This is a genomic window from Kitasatospora sp. NPDC004615 (genome assembly GCF_042873545.1).
Classification (GTDB): domain Bacteria; phylum Actinomycetota; class Actinomycetes; order Streptomycetales; family Streptomycetaceae; genus Kitasatospora.
On the sequence record NZ_JBIALQ010000007.1, the window covers coordinates 439,458 to 455,902 of the forward strand.

At 73.0% G+C, this 16,445-nt stretch carries 15 protein-coding genes; 7 read left to right on the forward strand and 8 right to left on the reverse strand.

Annotated elements, in window-relative coordinates; translation table 11 throughout:
- Positions 1 to 19: 19 nt before the first annotated feature.
- Complete coding sequence (locus ACFYS8_RS25805; RefSeq protein WP_387645014.1) at positions 20 to 934, forward strand: DeoR/GlpR family DNA-binding transcription regulator; 915 nt, start codon at positions 20 to 22, stop codon at positions 932 to 934.
- Between the two features lie 47 nt (positions 935 to 981).
- On the forward strand, positions 982 to 2,334 hold the full coding sequence (locus tag ACFYS8_RS25810) for a condensation domain-containing protein (protein WP_387644810.1): 1,353 nt from the start codon (positions 982 to 984) through the stop codon (positions 2,332 to 2,334).
- A gap of 50 nt (positions 2,335 to 2,384) precedes the next feature.
- Here the strand turns inward: ACFYS8_RS25810 and ACFYS8_RS25815 are convergent, their stop codons facing one another.
- Entirely contained in the window at positions 2,385 to 4,160 is a 1,776-nt protein-coding gene (locus ACFYS8_RS25815) for an acetyl/propionyl/methylcrotonyl-CoA carboxylase subunit alpha (protein ID WP_387644811.1), read from the reverse strand.
- 217 nt (positions 4,161 to 4,377) lie between these two features.
- Positions 4,378 to 5,130 carry a hypothetical protein gene (locus ACFYS8_RS25820; protein WP_387644813.1) on the reverse strand — a complete coding sequence of 251 codons (753 nt, stop codon included), beginning with the start codon at positions 5,128 to 5,130 and terminating at the stop codon, positions 4,378 to 4,380.
- Between the two features lie 248 nt (positions 5,131 to 5,378).
- On the opposite strand from ACFYS8_RS25820, the gene ACFYS8_RS25825 reads away from it, so the two are divergent.
- Positions 5,379 to 6,131, forward strand: a complete 753-nt coding sequence (locus ACFYS8_RS25825) for an alpha/beta hydrolase family protein (protein WP_387644816.1) — start codon at positions 5,379 to 5,381, stop codon at positions 6,129 to 6,131.
- Positions 6,132 to 6,141: 10 nt separating this feature from the next.
- Here the strand turns inward: ACFYS8_RS25825 and ACFYS8_RS25830 are convergent, their stop codons facing one another.
- Together ACFYS8_RS25830 and mmpB are read right to left on the reverse strand one after the other, a co-directional pair.
- Positions 6,142 to 6,753 carry a Maf family protein gene (locus tag ACFYS8_RS25830; protein WP_387644819.1) on the reverse strand — a complete coding sequence of 204 codons (612 nt, stop codon included), beginning with the start codon at positions 6,751 to 6,753 and terminating at the stop codon, positions 6,142 to 6,144.
- Between the two features lie 9 nt (positions 6,754 to 6,762).
- Positions 6,763 to 6,897 carry a morphogenic membrane protein MmpB gene (gene mmpB / locus ACFYS8_RS25835; protein ID WP_387644821.1) on the reverse strand — a complete coding sequence of 45 codons (135 nt, stop codon included), beginning with the start codon at positions 6,895 to 6,897 and terminating at the stop codon, positions 6,763 to 6,765.
- A gap of 245 nt (positions 6,898 to 7,142) precedes the next feature.
- Between mmpB and ACFYS8_RS25840 the strand changes: the two genes are divergently transcribed.
- On the forward strand, positions 7,143 to 7,562 hold the full coding sequence (locus tag ACFYS8_RS25840; RefSeq protein ID WP_387644823.1) for a DoxX family protein: 420 nt from the start codon (positions 7,143 to 7,145) through the stop codon (positions 7,560 to 7,562).
- 205 nt (positions 7,563 to 7,767) lie between these two features.
- Here ACFYS8_RS25840 and ACFYS8_RS25845 read toward each other — a convergent pair whose 3' ends face one another.
- The 3 genes from ACFYS8_RS25845 to ACFYS8_RS25855 form a co-directional block, all read right to left on the reverse strand.
- Positions 7,768 to 9,525 carry a diguanylate cyclase domain-containing protein gene (locus ACFYS8_RS25845; protein ID WP_387644826.1) on the reverse strand — a complete coding sequence of 586 codons (1,758 nt, stop codon included), beginning with the start codon at positions 9,523 to 9,525 and terminating at the stop codon, positions 7,768 to 7,770.
- A gap of 203 nt (positions 9,526 to 9,728) precedes the next feature.
- A complete protein-coding gene (locus ACFYS8_RS25850) occupies positions 9,729 to 10,820 on the reverse strand; it encodes an adenylate/guanylate cyclase domain-containing protein (protein ID WP_387644829.1) in 1,092 nt (363 codons plus the stop codon).
- A gap of 195 nt (positions 10,821 to 11,015) precedes the next feature.
- A complete protein-coding gene (locus ACFYS8_RS25855; RefSeq protein ID WP_387644832.1) occupies positions 11,016 to 11,912 on the reverse strand; it encodes a biotin--[acetyl-CoA-carboxylase] ligase in 897 nt (298 codons plus the stop codon).
- Positions 11,913 to 12,114: 202 nt separating this feature from the next.
- On the opposite strand from ACFYS8_RS25855, the gene ACFYS8_RS25860 reads away from it, so the two are divergent.
- Positions 12,115 to 13,704: an acyl-CoA carboxylase subunit beta gene (locus ACFYS8_RS25860; protein WP_387644835.1), complete on the forward strand. Its 1,590-nt coding sequence runs from the start codon at positions 12,115 to 12,117 to the stop codon at positions 13,702 to 13,704.
- Between the two features lie 21 nt (positions 13,705 to 13,725).
- Positions 13,726 to 13,926, forward strand: a complete 201-nt coding sequence (locus tag ACFYS8_RS25865) for an acyl-CoA carboxylase subunit epsilon (protein ID WP_387644837.1) — start codon at positions 13,726 to 13,728, stop codon at positions 13,924 to 13,926.
- 5 nt (positions 13,927 to 13,931) lie between these two features.
- On the opposite strand, the gene fdhD is transcribed toward ACFYS8_RS25865, so the two are convergent.
- Entirely contained in the window at positions 13,932 to 14,762 is an 831-nt protein-coding gene (gene fdhD / locus ACFYS8_RS25870; RefSeq protein ID WP_387644840.1) for a formate dehydrogenase accessory sulfurtransferase FdhD, read from the reverse strand.
- Positions 14,763 to 14,858: 96 nt separating this feature from the next.
- Between fdhD and hutH the strand changes: the two genes are divergently transcribed.
- Complete coding sequence (hutH, locus tag ACFYS8_RS25875) at positions 14,859 to 16,421, forward strand: histidine ammonia-lyase (protein WP_387645017.1); 1,563 nt, start codon at positions 14,859 to 14,861, stop codon at positions 16,419 to 16,421.
- Positions 16,422 to 16,445 lie beyond the last annotated feature (24 nt).

Here is a 16,445-nt window from a genome sequence, read left to right on the forward strand (position 1 = left end):
TCGCCAGTTGATCCTCGAGATGGTGCGCGCCAACGGAGCCGTGTCGCTCCGAGAGCTGGCCCGCGTCGTCCAGACCTCCGAAGTCACCGTCCGCCGGGACGTCCGGGCGCTGGAGGCCGAAGGGCTGCTCGACCGCCGCCACGGCGGCGCGGTGCTCCCCGGCGGCTTCAGCCGGGAGCCCGGCTATCCGCAGAAGACCCACCTCGCCGCCGCCGAGAAGAGCGCCATCGCCGATCTCGCCGCGGGCCTGGTCGAGGAGGGCGACGCCATCGTGGTCGGCGCCGGCACCACCACCCAGGAGCTGGCCCGCCGGCTCGCCCGGGTGCCGGGGCTGACGGTGGTCACCAACTCGCTGCTGGTCGCCCAGGCGCTGGCGCACGCCAACCGCGTGGAGGTGGTGATGACGGGCGGCACCCTGCGCGGATCCAACTACGCGCTGGTCGGCAGCGGCGCCGAACAGTCGCTGGCCGGGCTGCGGGTCACCAAGGCCTTCATCTCCGGCAGCGGACTGACCGCCGAACGCGGCCTGTCCACCGCCAACATGCTCTCCGCCAGCGTCGACCGGGCCCTGGTGCAGTCCGCCAACGAGGTGATCGTCCTCGCCGACCACACCAAGCTCGGCGCGGACAGCATGTTCCAGACCGTCGCCACCGACGGGATCACCCGGCTGGTCACCGACGAGCACACCGCCGCCGAGGACCCGACGGCCCGCGAACTCGACGCGCTCGCCGACTGCGGCGTGCAGATCTCGGTCGCCGCGCTCGGTCTGTCCGCCGAGACCTCGACGGTGCACCCGCAGCCGTCCTCGGCGGTGCCGCGCCGCCCCGTCCCGCCGGCCGGCCTGGCCCCCGGCACCCCGCTGCCCGGCCCGCGCCGTCCCGCCCCGCACGGCACGCTGCCGGTCGCCCCGCGGCTCGCCGAGCGGATCCGCTGACCGCACCCCGTTCCGTTCCACCCGCCCCGCTTGTAGCGTCTGGCCTCATGGACGCATCGAGTGAACGGCTCGACCGCACAACGGAGTTGAAGGTCCGGGCGGCGCGGGGCGGGCGAGGCCCCGCGACCTGGGGCCAGCGGGCCATCCACACCGCGCTGGTCAAGCTGGGCCCCGACGCGCCGCGCTACAACCTGCGGCTGTCGGCGCCCGTCGAGCCCGGCCTGCCGCTGGAGACGGCGCTGCGCGCCTTCACCGAGCTGCTGCACCTGCACGACGCGCTGCGCACCCGGCTGGTCGAGCGGGACGGCGAGCTGGTGCAGGAGGTGGACGCGGACGGGGCGCTGCCGGTCGCCGTGCTGCACCGCTCCAGCGCCGAGCGGGCCGCCGGGGCGGCGGCGGAGCTGCTCGCGGAGTTCGCCGGCCGGCCGTTCGACCTGCCGAGCGAGTGGCCGGTGCGGCTCGGCCTGGTGCTGGTGGACGGCCTGGTCCGGCAGACCGTGCTGGTGCTGTCGCACACCGCCTCGGACGGCTGGGGGATGCGCCGCGCCGTCCGCGACCTGACGCTGCTGGCCGCCGGGCGGAGCGCCGACGAGCTGCGCGCCGAACGGGACTTCACACAGCCGCTGGAAGAGGCCGCCGAGCAGGACTCGCCGCGCGGCCGCCGCCGGGACGCCGCCGCCCGCCGGTACTGGCGGGACAAGCTGAGCTCCGGCCCGCGCACCCAACTCCCGCGCCCGGACGGCGAACCGGACCCGGAGCGGCGCTTCCCGTTCGCGGTGCTGCGCTCCCCGGAGCTGGCTTCCGCGCTGCCGCGGGCCGCGGCCCGGCTGCGGACCAGCGACGCCACGGTGCTGCTGGCCGCCGCCGCGACCGAACTGGGGCGGCTGGGCGGGCAGCGCGAGGTGCTGTTCCAGGTGGTGGTCGGCAACCGGTTCACCGCGCAGTCCGCCGAGGCCGTCACCACGCTCGCCCAGGAGGGCCTGTTCCATCTTCCGGAGCTGGCTGGGGAGTTCGACGAGACGGTCCGCCGCTGCCAGGGTCCGGCGCTCAGTGCCTACCGCCACTCCGGGTACCACAAGCCGCAGTTGGACGCCGACCTGGACGAACTGCGGGCCGCCGAACAGGACTTGGCCGACCACTCGGTGATCTGGAACGACACCCGGGACCCACTGGCCGCCCTGATGCCCGACGGGGTCGGCGAAGTCCCGCTGGTGGAGCGGGAGTTGAGCTTCCCGGACACGTTCCCGGCCCGCCCCGGGGTGTCCGTCGCGGTGGACGTGGTTGCCGCGCCCGGCGCGATCGAGCTGCTGATGGTCGCCGACGGCGCGCTGCTGGAGCGCGCGCAGATGGCGCAGTTCCTGTGCGGCGTCGAGCAGTTGGTGCTGGAGGCGGCCGAATAGCCGGAAGGGCGGCGGGAGTTGGTGAACTCCCGCCGCCCTTCCTGGACGGATCAGACGTCCTTGATCTCGCAGAGCGCGGCGCCACTGGAGACCGACTGGCCGACCTCGGCCTTCAGGCCGACCACGGTGCCGGCCTTGTGGGCGTTCAGCGGCTGCTCCATCTTCATCGCCTCCAGGACCACGATCAGCTCGCCCTCGGCGACGACCTGGCCCTCCTCGACGGCGACCTTGACGATGGTGCCCTGCATCGGCGAGGCCAGCGTGTCACCGGAGACCGCGGAGGCGGCCTTCTTGGCGCCCACCCGGCGCTTCGCCTTGCCCGCCGCGGCACCCGTGGCCGGGGCCGAGGCGACGCCCAGCGAGGACGGCAGCGACACCTCGATGCGCTTGCCGCCGACCTCGACCACCACGGTCTCGCGGCCCTCGGGCTCCTCGCCGTCGCCGCCGGCGCCCGCGAACGCCGGGATGGTGTTGTCGAACTCGGTCTCGATCCAGCGGGTGAAGACCGTGAACGGGCCCTCGGAGCCGTGCACCTCGGGGGCGAAGGCGGGGTCGGTGACCACGGCCTGGTGGAACGGGATGGCGGTGGCCATGCCCTCCACCTTGAACTCCTCCAGGGCGCGCTTGGCGCGCTGAAGGGCCTGCTTGCGGTCGGTGCCGGTGACGATCAGCTTGGCGAGCAGCGAGTCCCAGGCGGGGCCGATGACCGAGCCGGACTCGACGCCGGCGTCGAGGCGCACGCCCGGGCCGGACGGCGGGGCGAACAGCGTGACGGTGCCGGGCGCGGGCAGGAAGTTGCGGCCCGGGTCCTCGCCGTTGATCCGGAACTCGAAGGAGTGACCGCGGACCTCCGGGTCGTCGTAGCCGAGCTCCTCGCCGTCGGCGATCCGGAACATCTCGCGGACCAGGTCCAGGCCGGTGACCTCCTCGGACACCGGGTGCTCGACCTGGAGGCGGGTGTTGACCTCCAGGAAGGAGATCAGACCGTCCTGGGAGACCAGGAACTCGCAGGTGCCGGCACCGACGTAGCCCGCCTCACGCAGGATCGCCTTGGACGCCCGGTACAGCTCGGCGTTCTGCTCCGCCGTCAGGAACGGCGCGGGCGCCTCCTCGACCAGCTTCTGGTGGCGACGCTGCAACGAGCAGTCACGCGTGGAGACCACCACCACGTTGCCGTGCTGATCGGCCAGACACTGGGTCTCGACGTGCCGCGGCTTGTCCAGGTACTGCTCGACGAAGCACTCACCGCGGCCGAACGCGGCCACCGCCTCGCGCACCGCCGACTCGTACAGCTCCGGAATCTCCTCCAGCGTACGGGCGACCTTCAGACCACGACCGCCACCACCGAACGCCGCCTTGATGGCGACCGGCAGACCATGCTCCGACGCGAACGCGACAACCTCGTCGGCACCCGACACCGGATCGGCGGTACCGGCCACCAGCGGGGCACCGGCGCGCTGCGCCACGTGCCGGGCGGTGACCTTGTCACCCAGGTCTCGGATCGCCTGCGGCGGCGGGCCGATCCAGGTCAGGCCGGCGTCCAGGACGGCCTGGGCGAAGTCGGCGTTCTCCGAGAGGAAGCCGTAGCCGGGGTGGATCGCGTCCGCGCCCGAATCGGCGGCCGCCTTCAGGACCTTCGCGATGTCCAGGTAACTGCTCGCGGGGGTGTCGCCGCCCAGCGCGTACGCCTCGTCGGCCGCCCGCACGTGCAGCGCGTCCCGGTCCGGATCGGCATACACGGCGACACTCGCGATACCGGCATCCCGGCACGCCCGGGCGACGCGGACAGCGATTTCGCCGCGATTGGCGATGAGCACCTTGCGCACTGTGGCTCCCTTCTCGAACCTCGTCGAGTCTATGGATTGAAGGGCGCTACCGGCGAGTAGTCCCTGGTGGTGAGCGTGCTCACACGCTCGGGTTTCCCGACTTCCTTGCGGACGACGGCGATTGGCGACGCACCGCAGGTCGCGGGGCGCGCGGGGTCGCGCGGGTCGCTCGGGAAACACGGTGGACCGGGTGGCCTCAGCCACGCCGGAGCATGGTTCAAGCGGCCGCCGGCTGCGGCGGGGCGGTCGCCTCGGCGGTCACGTCCGCCTCGAACTCGACCACGTCCGGGCCGTACGCCCGGGCATTGACCACCCGCAGCACCACCGCGAACGCCCCGTCCGGGCCGTGCCGGCGGGCCAGCGAGCGGTGGTGGGCGGCCAGGTAGCGCACCGCCGCGTGGTTGGAGACCGCGGTCTGACCGGCGATCAGGAACACCGGCCGGCTGCCCGGCCGCAGGTGTATCCGGGCCAGCAGCACGTACGCCGTCCCGCCCGGCTGCTCGGCGGGCGTCCGGAAGGCGAACTCCCGCTCCCCGACCAGCAGCGTGCGGACCGGATGCCCGGCACCGTCCGGCGGGGCGACGAACACCGCGCCGGGCAGCCAGGACGCCAGGTGCGCACCGGTCCGCGTGTTGCTCTCCGGACCGCCCACGCAGAACTCGGTCTTGTCGCCCAGCCCCTGACGCACCTCGTCGTGCGAGGTCAGCACGGACCGGGCCCCGCACTCGCGGACCAGCGCGGCCACTTCCATCAGCGCGTACACGTCGTCACGGGCCACGCTGTGCGGATTGGACGAGGAGGCCTGCCGATTGGCGACCAGCAGCGCCTCGCCGCCGGACTGCAGCCCGAAGAACGCGCGCTCCCGCTCCAGCCGGCGGCGCCGGCGCACCGTCTGCGCCAGCCAGCCCAGGCCGGCGCTGATCGCCGAAGCGACCAGTCCCAGCACGACGTTGAGCACCCCATCGGTCATGTCCCGCTCCTCAACGCCCCTTTCCGGTCCGGCTCGCCAGCCTAACGGCGGCCCACCGGCCCCGGGGGTGGAACTGTGCAACAGATGTACGCCCCCGGTTCTGTCCGATTCCGCACCTTGCGAACCGGAATCCGGCCACTCTCTTCGCGGGCCGACATAACGGAATGGTTCAGACCATTGACCGGGTTCGGTGGCCGTCCCTAGCGTCGCAGCCACCATCACATATCCGAATAATTCACGGGGGAATCGTGAAGCGCTCCATGCTGCCCGTCGCACTCGCCGCGACCGCCCTGGCGCTCACCGCCTGTTCCAGCAGCGGCAGTTCGACCAAGGCCGCGGCCACCCCGGAGCCCACCGCCGCGACCTACGGGTGCCTGACGAAGGCGCAGGCGGCAAAGGGTTCCTTCGCCCTCGACGCGGGCACCGCGGGCGGCACCGAGCTGGACGCCTACTACCAGGACTCGGACGCCGGCGGGGCGAAGACCGCGCTGATCCTCTCCCACCAGCTGAGCGGCTCGCTGTGCGAATGGGCGCCGGTGTTCGGCGAGTTCACCAAGGCCGGGTATGCCGTGATGGCCTTCACCAGCGAGGGCGACGTCACCGAGGGCATCAAGGCCGCCGCCAACCGCCTCAAGGAGAAGGGCGTCACCAGCATCGCCCTGATCGGCGCCTCCAAGGGCGCCGCCGCCTCCCTGGTCGCCGCCAAACTGGACAGCCCGCTGCCGATCAAGGCCGTGGTCTCGCTCAGCTCGCCCGACGTGTACAGCCAGTTCAACGCGGCGCTCGCGGTCAAGTCGGTGAAGATCCCGACCTACTTCGCCGCCGAGGAACTGGACGCCCCCTTCAACGCCAACGCCAAGGCGCTGTACGAGGCCTCGGTGGCCGAGGACAAGCAGCTGAAGCTCTACCCCGGCGGCAACCACGGCGCCCCGCTGCTCAAGGACGGCGCACTGCCCGACGTCCAGGCCTACCTGGCCAAGCACGCGCCCGCGGCTGGCTGAGCGGTTATGTTCAGACCCAGAGGTCGGTGATCCGGACGTCCAGCTCGGCGAGCAGGCGGCGCAGCAGCGGCAGCGACAGGCCGATCACATTGCCGGGGTCGCCGTCGATCCCCTCCACGAACGGTGCGGAGCGGCCGTCCAGGGTGAACGCCCCGGCCACGTGCAGCGGTTCGCCGGAGGCGACGTAGGCGGCGACCTCGGCGTCGTCCGGGGTGCCGAACCGGACGGTGGTGGACGCCGTCGCCTGCGCCTGCCGGCCGGTGGCGGTGTCGATCACGCAGTGGCCGGTGCGCAGCACGCCCGCGCGGCCGCGCATCGAGCGCCAGCGCTCGATCGCCTCGGCGGCGTCGGCGGGCTTGCCGAGCGCCTGGCCGTCCAGCTCCAGCACCGAGTCGCAGCCGATCACGATCGGCGGCTCGCCCGGCTCGGCGGCCAGCTCACCGGCGATCTTCCCGGCCTTCGCCACCGCCAGCACCAGCGCGAGCTCGCCGGGCGTCGGCGCGGACAGCGCGTCCTCGTCCACCCCGCTCACCCGCACCTGCGGATCCAGGCCCGCCTGCCGCAGCAGGCCCAGCCGGGCGGGGGAGGCGGACGCGAGAACGAGCGGGCGGCGAGCGGTCATGCCTTCAGCCTAACCGTGCCGGGCCAGCACCAGCGCCGCCGCGATCACGGCCAGCGCCGCCAGCACCACCGCCGTGCGGCGCAGCCTGCGCTGCACCTCGCGGGCCTCGGGCGACGGCTCGTCGCGGGGGTCTTTCCAGAGCATTCGATCAGCCTGCAACGTGTGTGCGGCGCGGCGCCTGAGTATCCGTACTCAGTCCTGGGACGGGTGATGGTTCGGACGCATGCTTGACGCGGAGCTCCGCGACCCCTCCAATGGAGCAGCTGACTTGTCCGGTTCATGATCGGCGCCGTGCGGGGCGCCGAACTCCCCCGCGAACCGGCAGCAGGTCGACTCCAGGTCAGGGCACGCACAGCAGACCACCCCACTGGTTCAGGCTGAGGAGTCCCATGTCCGACCTCGTCACCACCGCAAGAGCCGCCACCGACGCGGCCCGCCCGCACTTCGTCGCGCTCTACCGGGTCGTCACCGCCCTGCTGTTCGCCTGCCACGGCGCCGCCTCCCTGTTCGGCGTCCTCGGCGGGGCACACGGCGGCGGCACCATCCCCGCCGGCACCTGGCCCGGCTGGTACGCCGCCGTCATCCAGCTCGCCTGCGGCGCGCTCGTCCTGCTCGGCATCGGCACCCGGGCCGCTGCGCTCGTTGCCTCCGGCTCGATGGCGTACGCGTACTTCACCGTGCACCAGGAGAACGCGCTGTTCCCGCTGCAGAACGGCGGTGAGCCGGCCGTGCTGTTCTGCTGGGCGTTCCTGCTCATTGCTGCCGTGGGCCCGGGCAGCTACGCGTTGGGACGCAGGATCGCGCGCTAGGGAGAGCACCATCAGGGGCGCGGGGAACTGCGCGACAAGCGCTCACCGGTCCGCAAGGTCGCGATCAATGGCAAGTCATTGCTCGCGTCGCGATCTTGCGGCTGGGGTCTTCCGCTTCGCGCAGTTCCCCGCGCCCCCGGTTGTGCTCTCCCTGGTTTCGCACCCGCTCGCGCCCCAGTTGTGCTCTCCCTGGTTTCGCACCCGGTCAGGACGGCGGTGGGGAGCACGGCCCCGAGAGGGCCACCGCCACCAGCGCGCGGAGGGCCGGGGCGACCTGGCCGAGCGGGAGCGTGTTCTCGTCGGCGAACAGTTCGAGCAGCCAGCCGCCCGCAGGGTTCGCGCCGCCCGCGGCGACCATCGCGCGGTAGCCGGAGACCACCATCACGGCCTCCTCGGAGGGGTCGTTGCCCGGTGCGCCGACCCGCAGGGCGAACGATCCGCCGGTGACCGCGCGGCCGGTCAGTGGGTAGTGCCGCAGGTCGAACACCGCGTCCGGGGCCTCGATCTGGGCCCGCTGGGTGCGGGCCCGGGCCGATGCGGGGCCGCCCGTCATCCGGTACACGGCGTGCCGGGCGGTGCGCATCAGTGGTGAGCCCGGCGGTACGTACGACACCCACCAGCCGACGGCGTTGAGCAGTCGTGACGCGGTTTCCGCGACCACCGACAGACGCCCCAGCGTGTCGGCCGGATGCGTCACCGCGCCCTGTACGCCGCCCTGGTCCAGCGCCGCCAGTGCTGCCGCCAGGAGCTGTCCCGGGTCCGCGCTGTGTGCCGAGCCGCGGAACCGTCGCCGTTCGCCGTTGGGCCGTCCGGTCGGCGCGCGGCGGCTGTCCGCGAGCTGCACCACCGGGTCCGGGGTGAACCCCGGTCCCTGGGCCCGGCCGGCCACCACCGGGTGCGCCGCCCGGGCGGCCTTCGCCCGGTACTGGGCGGCGTCGGCCAGCCGGAACAGGCGGTCCGCCGTGGTCACCGGGCCGATCGAGTCCCCGGTCGAGGCGATCCCGCAGGCGACGCCCTCGCCGTCCGTCAACTCCAGTGCGCGGGTGCACAGTTCCTCCGCGACCGCGACCACCTCGTCCGCGGACTGGCCCTCCGTGAGCAGGCAGAACTCGTCCCCGCCGAGTCGCGCCGCGAGGCTGTTCGGCAGTTTCGCCGCCGACAGCGACAGCTGATGCGCGAACCGCTCCAGCAGCCGGTCGCCCATCTCGTGGCCCAGCTGGTCGTTGACCCGCTTCAGCCCGTTCACGTCGCACACCACCAGCGACACCACCGCGCCGTCCCGGGTGTGCGCCTTCAACGCCTCCTCCAGCCGGGCATCCACCGCGCGACGGTTGGCCAGGCCGGTCAGCGCGTCCGTGAACGCCAGCCGACGCAGGTCGGCGACCCGTTCGGTCTGCGCGAGGCCCGCCGCGATCTGCGCGGCCAGCAGGGTCGCGTACTCGGCGTCGGCATCGGTGAACACCGGCATCCCGATCCCGCGCGCCAGGTACAGCTCGCCCCACGCCTGGCCGTGCAGCACGATCGGCGCGACCAGGCAGCTGCCCCGGCCCCGCCGTCGCAGGCCTGCGGCGCGCGAGCGGCAGAACGCGCCGGAGGCCGGGAGCGGGTGCCCGGCGTGCGGACCGAGATCCTCCGCCGTCTGCACCCAGGCACGGGGGAGGCGGCCGGTGGTCCAGTGCTCCTCCAGGTACGTCACGATCTCCGGGAAGTCCGCGACCGGATACGACTCGTCCTCGGGCAGCTCCTCCTCGCCCGGCGCGAGCTCCCCGTGGTTGACCAGCACCCGCAACCGGCCCGACTCGCGGTCCCACACCGAGACCGCCGCCATCGTCGCCCCCAACGCGGACGTCGCCCGGGCCGCCGCCGCGCTCACCGCTTCCAGCGGCGTCATCGCCCCCGCCATCGCCTGCGCGAGCTCCACCACCGCCTGCAACCGCGAGTCCGGCGCAACCTGATCGCTCATCGCCGCCACATTCCCTCCCACGGGCCGTTTCGTCCAGCCTATGGCGGTATGGGTGGATTTCTGGGCAGGTGAGAGCGAAACCGGGGGCGCTGGGGGTACCCCCAGCGAAGCGAGGGGGCGGAACTGCGCGAGGCGGAAGGCGAACGTCGGAAAGATCGCGGGACGGGCAATGACCTGACGTTCGTGGCGACCCGATCAGAACATCAAGATCCGGAGGCGGGCGTGCGGGTCAGCAGCCAGGGCTCGACCAGGCCGAGGCCGCGGACCGGGCGGCGCCACATGGGCTGGAGGTGGAAGCGGTGGCCGGGGGCAGGGGTGCCCTCCGGGAGTGTCGCGGAGCCGTTGTGTTCCAGCGCCGTGGCGAGTTCGCCGTCGACCAGGACGGCGTCCTTGGGGGCGATGGAGGTGAGGCGGGAGGCCAGGTTGACGGTGGTGCCGAAGACGTCGCCCATGCGGGAGGTGACGGTGCCGAAGGCCATGCCGACGCGGAGGGCGGGCATGTTGTCCTCCTTGGCGAGGGTCTCGACCAGGGAGAGGGCGATCTCGGCGACGGTGGCGGGGTCCTCGGAGACGAAGAGGATCTCGTCGCCGAGGGTCTTGACGACGCGTCCGCCCTGGCCGGCGATCAGGTCGGAGCAGGTGTTCTCGAAGCCTTCGACGAGTTCGCCGAGTTCCTCTTCCTCCAGGCGGCGGGAGAGCCGGGTGAAGCCGACCAGGTCGGCGAAGGCGACGGCGAGGCGGCCGGAGGTGGTCTCGGTGTCCTCGGCGGCCTGGACGACGCGGCCGGTGACGGCGGCGAGTTGGCGGCGCCAGACGTACACCAGGAACTGTTCGAGCTCGGGGAGGAGCAGTTCGACCAGGGGGTAGGCGACGTCGGAGCGGGTGAGGCCGGGTTCGACGGGTTGGGTGAGGTTGTCGAGGAAGGTGTCCATCTGCCAGCCGGCGAGTCGCGCGGTGGTCTGGCCGGTGGAGCGGGCGACCTGGATCGCCATCGGTTCGCTGAGCAGCCCGGATTCGATCAGGCCGGCCAGGCGGCGCAGCGCGATCACGTCGTTGTCGTTGAGGGCGCGGGACTGGCCGATGTCGGGGAAGCCCATGGCGCGCCAGAAGCGGGTGGCGAGGTCCATCGGGACTTCGGCGGCGCGCGCGGCCTGGTACGGGGTGTACTTGCGCGGCGCGTCGAGGATCAGCCGCTCGAGGTCGGTCGCGACGGTGGTCTCGTCCGTCCCGTCGTACGCGTCGGCGGGAGTGCCGCCGTTGCCGGAGCCCGTGGTGGCGCCGCCGTTGTCTGTCACCGGTCCGTCCCCGTGCGTTCGCGCACTTGTGTCTTGCCGTCCTCGGGGTTCGGCTACGCGACCACCGCAGGGGGTAGTGGCGAGCCTCACACCGCTGCCAGGTGGAATGTTCGCACGGAATCGCGTAATCCGGGGCATCCGCCCGGCAGCGGACCCGAGGGTCCCGCTGGGTGAGACCGGGCCGGTGGGGGCCGGTCAGTTCTGCGGGCGGACGTGCACCACGTCGCCCGCGGCGACGGCGTGCCGGGTGCCGTCGGCGGTGCGGACCACCAGCCGGCCGTCGCCGTCGACGGCCACCGCGTCGCCCAGCAGCTCGCGCTCGCCGGGGAGTTGGACCTTCACCGGCCGGTTGAGAGTGGTGCAGCGGGCGGTGTACGCGGGCAGCAGTCCGCTGGCGTGCGGGTCGCCCGCGGCGGCCGTCCACTCGCCGTACAGTTCGGCGAACTCGCGCAGCAGGGCGCGCAGCAGGGTCGCCCGGTCGGTGGTCTCGGCGCCCGCGATGGCGAGCGAGGTGGCGGTGGGGACGGGCAGTTCGGCCTGCCGCAGCGTGACGTTGAGGCCGAGGCCGGCGACGACGGCGCCGCCGGAGAGTTCGGTGAGGATGCCGCCGAGCTTGCGTTCCTGGCCGTCGACCTCGGCCTGCAGGTCGTTGGGCCACTTCAGGCCGGTACGGACGCCGGCGATCCGGTCGAGGGTGGCGGAGACGGCGGTGCCGATCAGGATCGGCAGCCAGCCGTAGCGTTCCATCGGCACGCCCTGCGGGCGCAGCAGCACCGACAGGAACAGCCCGGAGCGGGGCGGCGCCGTCCAGCGGCGGTCGAGTCGGCCGCGGGCGGCGCTCTGCGATTCGGCGACCAGGACCGCGCCCTCGGGCGCGCCGTCCTTGGCGCGGGCGGCCAGGTCGGAGTTGGTGGAGCCGGTCTCGCTCACCACATCGAGTGAGGTCCACAGTGCGCCGGGGCGCAGCAGGTCGAGCCGCAGCGCCGCCTCGTCGAGCGGGGGACGGTCCAGGTCGGTCCACGGGGACGGGCCGCCGTGGCCGAAGCCGCGCAGTCCGGAACGACGGGGACGGGGGCTCTCGGGAGTGCTCACCCCAGCCACCCTAGAGGTACGGCCAACAGCCGCACGCCGCATCATCGTCCCGCAAACCGGGCAGTGGCACGATGTGTCGATGGCCATAGCCGCGGACGCCCCCGCGCTGGCTACGCTACGCAACGGTAGACCGCAGCGCCGCCCTGCCCGTAACCCTCCACGCCCCGGGCCGGCGGCCGAGGACGCAGGGAGAGCCACCGCAATGGCCGAGGCACCGCACGACCCGCACACCACCGCCGGAAAGCTCGCCGACCTGCGCCGGCGGATCGACGAGGCGGTGCACTCCGGTTCCGCCGCGGCGGTCGAGAAGCAGCACGCCAAGGGCAAGCTGACGGCCCGCGAGCGGATCCTGGAACTGCTGGACGAGGACTCGTTCGTGGAGTTCGACGAGTTCGCCCGGCACCGCTCGACCAACTTCGGCCAGGAGAAGAACCGGCCGTACGGCGACGGCGTGGTCACCGGCTACGGCACCGTGGACGGGCGCCAGATCGCGGTGTTCGCCCAGGACTTCACGGTGTTCGGCGGCTCGCTGGGCGAGGTGTTCGGCGAGAAGATCGTCAAGGTGATGGACTTCGCGCTGAAGACCGGCTGCCCGATGATCGGCATCAACGACTCCGGCGGCGCCCGGATCCAGGAGGGCGTGGTCTCGCTCGGCCTGTACGGCGAGATCTTCCGCCGCAACGTGCACGCCTCGGGTGTGATCCCGCAGATCTCGCTGATCATGGGCCCGTGCGCGGGCGGCGCGGTGTACTCGCCGGCGGTCACCGACTTCGTGGTGATGGCCGACAAGACCTCGCACATGTTCATCACCGGCCCCGACGTGATCAAGACCGTCACCGGCGAGACCGTGGACATGGAGGAGCTGGGCGGCGCCCGCACCCACAACACCAAGTCCGGCAACGCGCACTACCTGGCCGCCGACGAGAAGGAGGCCATCGAGTACGTCAAGAGCCTCCTGTCGTACCTGCCGTCCAACAACCTGAGCGACCCGCCGGCCTACCCCGAGCAGGCCGACCTCACGATCACCGAGCAGGACCTCGAACTCGACACCATCGTCCCGGACTCGGCGAACCAGCCGTACGACATCCGGCACGTGATCGAGCGGGTGCTGGACGACGGGGACTTCCTGGAGGTCCAGCCGCTGTACGCGGGCAACATCGTGGTCGGCTTCGGCCGGGTCGAGGGCCACCCGGTGGGCGTGGTCGGCAACCAGCCGATGGACCTGGCCGGCTGCCTGGACATCGCCGCCAGCGAGAAGGCCGCCCGCTTCGTGCGCACCTGCGACGCGTTCAACATCCCGGTGCTGACCTTCGTCGACGTGCCCGGCTTCCTGCCCGGCACCGGCCAGGAGTGGGACGGCATCATCCGCCGCGGCGCGAAGCTGATCTTCGCCTACGCGGAGGCCACCGTCCCGCTGATCACCGTGATCACCCGCAAGGCGTTCGGCGGCGCGTACGACGTGATGGGCTCCAAGCACCTGGGCGCCGACCTCAACCTGGCCTGGCCGACCGCGCAGATCGCGGTGATGGGCGCGCAGGGCGCGGTCAACATCCTGCACCGCCGGGAGATCGCCGCCGCCGAGGCCGAGGGCCGCGGCGAGGAGCGCCGGGCCGAGCTGCTCGCCTCGTACGAGGACACCCTGCTCAACCCGTACCTGGCCGCCGAGCGCGGCTACGTCGACGCGGTCATCGCGCCCAGCGAGACCCGCAAGCACATCGTCCGCGGGCTGCGGGCGCTGCGCGGCAAGCGGGAGGCGCTGCCGCCGAAGAAGCACGGCAACATCCCGCTGTAGCAGAAGGGTTCACCCCGCGACATGACTCCCATTCAGGTACTGCACGGGCAGCCGACCCCCGAGGAGCTGGCCACCGTCCTGGCGGTGGTCCAAGCCCGGGCCGCCGCCGGGGCCGCGCCGGCCTCCGCGAGCGGCCCGGCCAGCGCGTGGACCAACCGCACTCCCCGTCCCGTCCCCGCGCACGGGCCGCACGCCTGGCGCACCAGCTTCTGGCCGCGCTGAGGAATTCACCCGTGCGGGTCGGCGACGATCCGGTCCGCACGGGTGTAGACGTTCGCGGTGCGGCCGCGCAGGAAGCCGACCAGGGTGAGGCCGAGCTCCTCGGCCAGGTCGACGGCGAGCGAGGACGGCGCGGAGACCGCCGCCAGCAGCGGCAGGCCGGCCAGCGCGGCCTTCTGGGTGAGCTCGAAGGAGGCCCGGCCGGAGACCAGCAGGACGTGCCCGCGCAGCGGCAGCAGGCCCTCGCGCAGCGCCCAGCCGACCACCTTGTCGACCGCGTTGTGCCGGCCGACGTCCTCGCGCGCGCACAGCAGGGTGCCGTCGGCGGCGAACAGTGCGGCGGCGTGCAGGCCGCCGGTGGAGTCGAAGGTGCGCTGGGCGGCGCGCAGCCGCTCCGGCAGGGCGTAGAGCACCTCCGGGTCGAGCCGCAGCGGGTCGGCGGAGACGTCCCAGCGGCCGCGGGTGCGGACCGCGTCCACGGTGTCGCGTCCGCACAGGCCGCAGGCGCTGGTGGTCAGCAGGTTGCGGTGCGCGGACAGCGCCGGGCGGGTGCCGCGGACGGCCGCGTCGACCACGTTGTAGGTGTTGGCGCCGTCCTCGTCGGTGCCCGCGCAGTAGCGCAGCGCGGCGAGCTCCTCGGTGGCGCCGACCAGGCCCTCGCCGACCAGGAAGCCCGCCACCAGGTCGAAGTCGTGCCCCGGGGTGCGCATGGTGACGGTCAGCGCCTCGCCGCCGATCCGGATCTCCAGCGGCTCCTCCGCCGCCAGACTGTCGGGTTGCGCCCCGCGCTCCCCGCCGTCCAGCCGCACCACTCGCCGCCGTACCGTTGCCCGCGCCATCCGTGTCGCACCTCCGCGGGCCAGTCAACCATCCGGGGACGCGGCGCCGGTTGCTTGTCATATCCGCATTCACCTGATGAGAATGTGCATATGGATATGCACAGTGTCGTCGTCCAGGTCGGCAAGGCCGACGTCAGCGCCCAGGATGTCCTCGCCGTCGCCCGGGGCGGGGCCAGGGTGGAGATCGGGCCGGACGCGCTCGCCGAGATGGCCGCCGCGCGGGCCCGGATCGACGCCCTCGCCGCCGAACCCCGCCCGGTGTACGGGGTCTCCACCGGCTTCGGCGCACTGGCCGTGCGCCACATCAGCCCCGAACTGCGGGCCCAGCTCCAGCGCTCGCTGGTGCGCTCGCACGCCGCCGGCATGGGCCCGCTGGTGGAGACCGAGGTGGTCCGGGCGCTGATGTTCCTGCGGATGAAGACGCTGGCCTCCGGCCGCACCGGCGTCCGCCCGCTGGTCGCCCAGACCATGGCCGCCCTGCTGAACGCCGGAATCACCCCCGCGGTACGGGAGTTCGGCTCGCTCGGCTGCTCCGGCGACCTCGCCCCGCTCTCGCACTGCGCACTCGTCCTGATGGGCGAGGGCACCGCGTTCGGCCCCGACGGCGTCGAGAAGGACGCCGCCGAACTGCTCGCCGCCGCCGGCATCGAACCCGTCGAACTGCTGGAGAAGGAGGGCCTGGCCCTCATCAACGGCACCGACGGCATGCTCGGCATGCTGGTGATGGCCCTCGCCGACCTCCAGCGCCTGTACACCACCGCCGACATCACCGCCGCGATGACGCTGGAGGCGCTGCTCGGCACCGACAAGGTGCTCGCCCCCGAACTGCACGCCCCGATCCGTCCGCACCCCGGCCAGGCCGCCGCCGCCGCCAACATGCTTGCCGTGCTGCGTGGTTCCGGCCTCACCGGCCACCACCAGGACGACGCGCCGCGGGTCCAGGACGCCTACTCGATCCGCTGCGCCCCGCAGGTGGCCGGCGCCGGCCGCGACACCCTGGCGCACGCCGCGCTGGTCGCCGACCGCGAACTCGCCGCGTCCGTCGACAACCCGGTGGTGCTGCCCGACGGCCGGGTCGAGTCCAACGGCAACTTCCACGGCGCGCCCGTCGCCTACGTGCTGGACTTCCTGGCGATCGCCGCCGCCGACCTCGCCTCGATCTCCGAGCGCCGCACCGACCGGCTGCTCGACAAGGCCCGCTCGCACGGCCTGCCCGCGTTCCTCGCCGACGACCCGGGCGTGGACTCCGGTCTGATGATCGCCCAGTACACCCAGGCCGCGCTGGTCAGCGAGAACAAGCGGCTCGCGGTGCCCGCCTCGGTGGACTCCATCCCGTCCTCGGCGATGCAGGAGGACCACGTCTCGATGGGCTGGTCCGCGGCCCGCAAGCTGCGCCAGGCGGTGGCCAACCTCGGCCGTGTGCTGGCCGTCGAACTCGTCGCCTCCGCACGGGCGTTGGAGATACGGGAACAGGCCGCCGAGGAGACCGGGGTGCTCGCCCCGGCGACCGCCGCCGCGGTCGCCGCCGCCCGCGCGGCCGGCGTCGGCGGGCCCGGCCGGGACCGCTTCCTCTCCCCGGACCTGGAGGCCGCCGCCGAGCTGGTCGCCTCCGGCACACTGATCGGGGCCGTGGAGCAGGTGACCGGCCCGCTCGCCTAAGGGCACGACACAGGACGGGCGCGC

Bases quoted from the DNA above. Each gene is read 5' to 3' on its own strand.
- ACFYS8_RS25805 (WP_387645014.1), top strand. From the start codon at position 20: ATGGTGCGCGCCAACGGAGCCGTGTCGCTCCGAGAGCTGGCCCGCGTC.
- ACFYS8_RS25810 (WP_387644810.1), top strand. From the start codon at position 982: ATGGACGCATCGAGTGAACGGCTCGACCGCACAACGGAGTTGAAGGTC.
- ACFYS8_RS25820 (WP_387644813.1), bottom strand. From the start codon at position 5,130: ATGACCGATGGGGTGCTCAACGTCGTGCTGGGACTGGTCGCTTCGGCG.
- ACFYS8_RS25830 (WP_387644819.1), bottom strand. From the start codon at position 6,753: ATGACCGCTCGCCGCCCGCTCGTTCTCGCGTCCGCCTCCCCCGCCCGG.
- mmpB (WP_387644821.1), bottom strand. From the start codon at position 6,897: ATGCTCTGGAAAGACCCCCGCGACGAGCCGTCGCCCGAGGCCCGCGAG.
- ACFYS8_RS25840 (WP_387644823.1), top strand. From the start codon at position 7,143: ATGTCCGACCTCGTCACCACCGCAAGAGCCGCCACCGACGCGGCCCGC.
- ACFYS8_RS25845 (WP_387644826.1), bottom strand. From the start codon at position 9,525: ATGAGCGATCAGGTTGCGCCGGACTCGCGGTTGCAGGCGGTGGTGGAG.
- ACFYS8_RS25860 (WP_387644835.1), top strand. From the start codon at position 12,115: ATGGCCGAGGCACCGCACGACCCGCACACCACCGCCGGAAAGCTCGCC.
- ACFYS8_RS25865 (WP_387644837.1), top strand. From the start codon at position 13,726: ATGACTCCCATTCAGGTACTGCACGGGCAGCCGACCCCCGAGGAGCTG.
- fdhD (WP_387644840.1), bottom strand. From the start codon at position 14,762: ATGGCGCGGGCAACGGTACGGCGGCGAGTGGTGCGGCTGGACGGCGGG.
- hutH (WP_387645017.1), top strand. From the start codon at position 14,859: ATGCACAGTGTCGTCGTCCAGGTCGGCAAGGCCGACGTCAGCGCCCAG.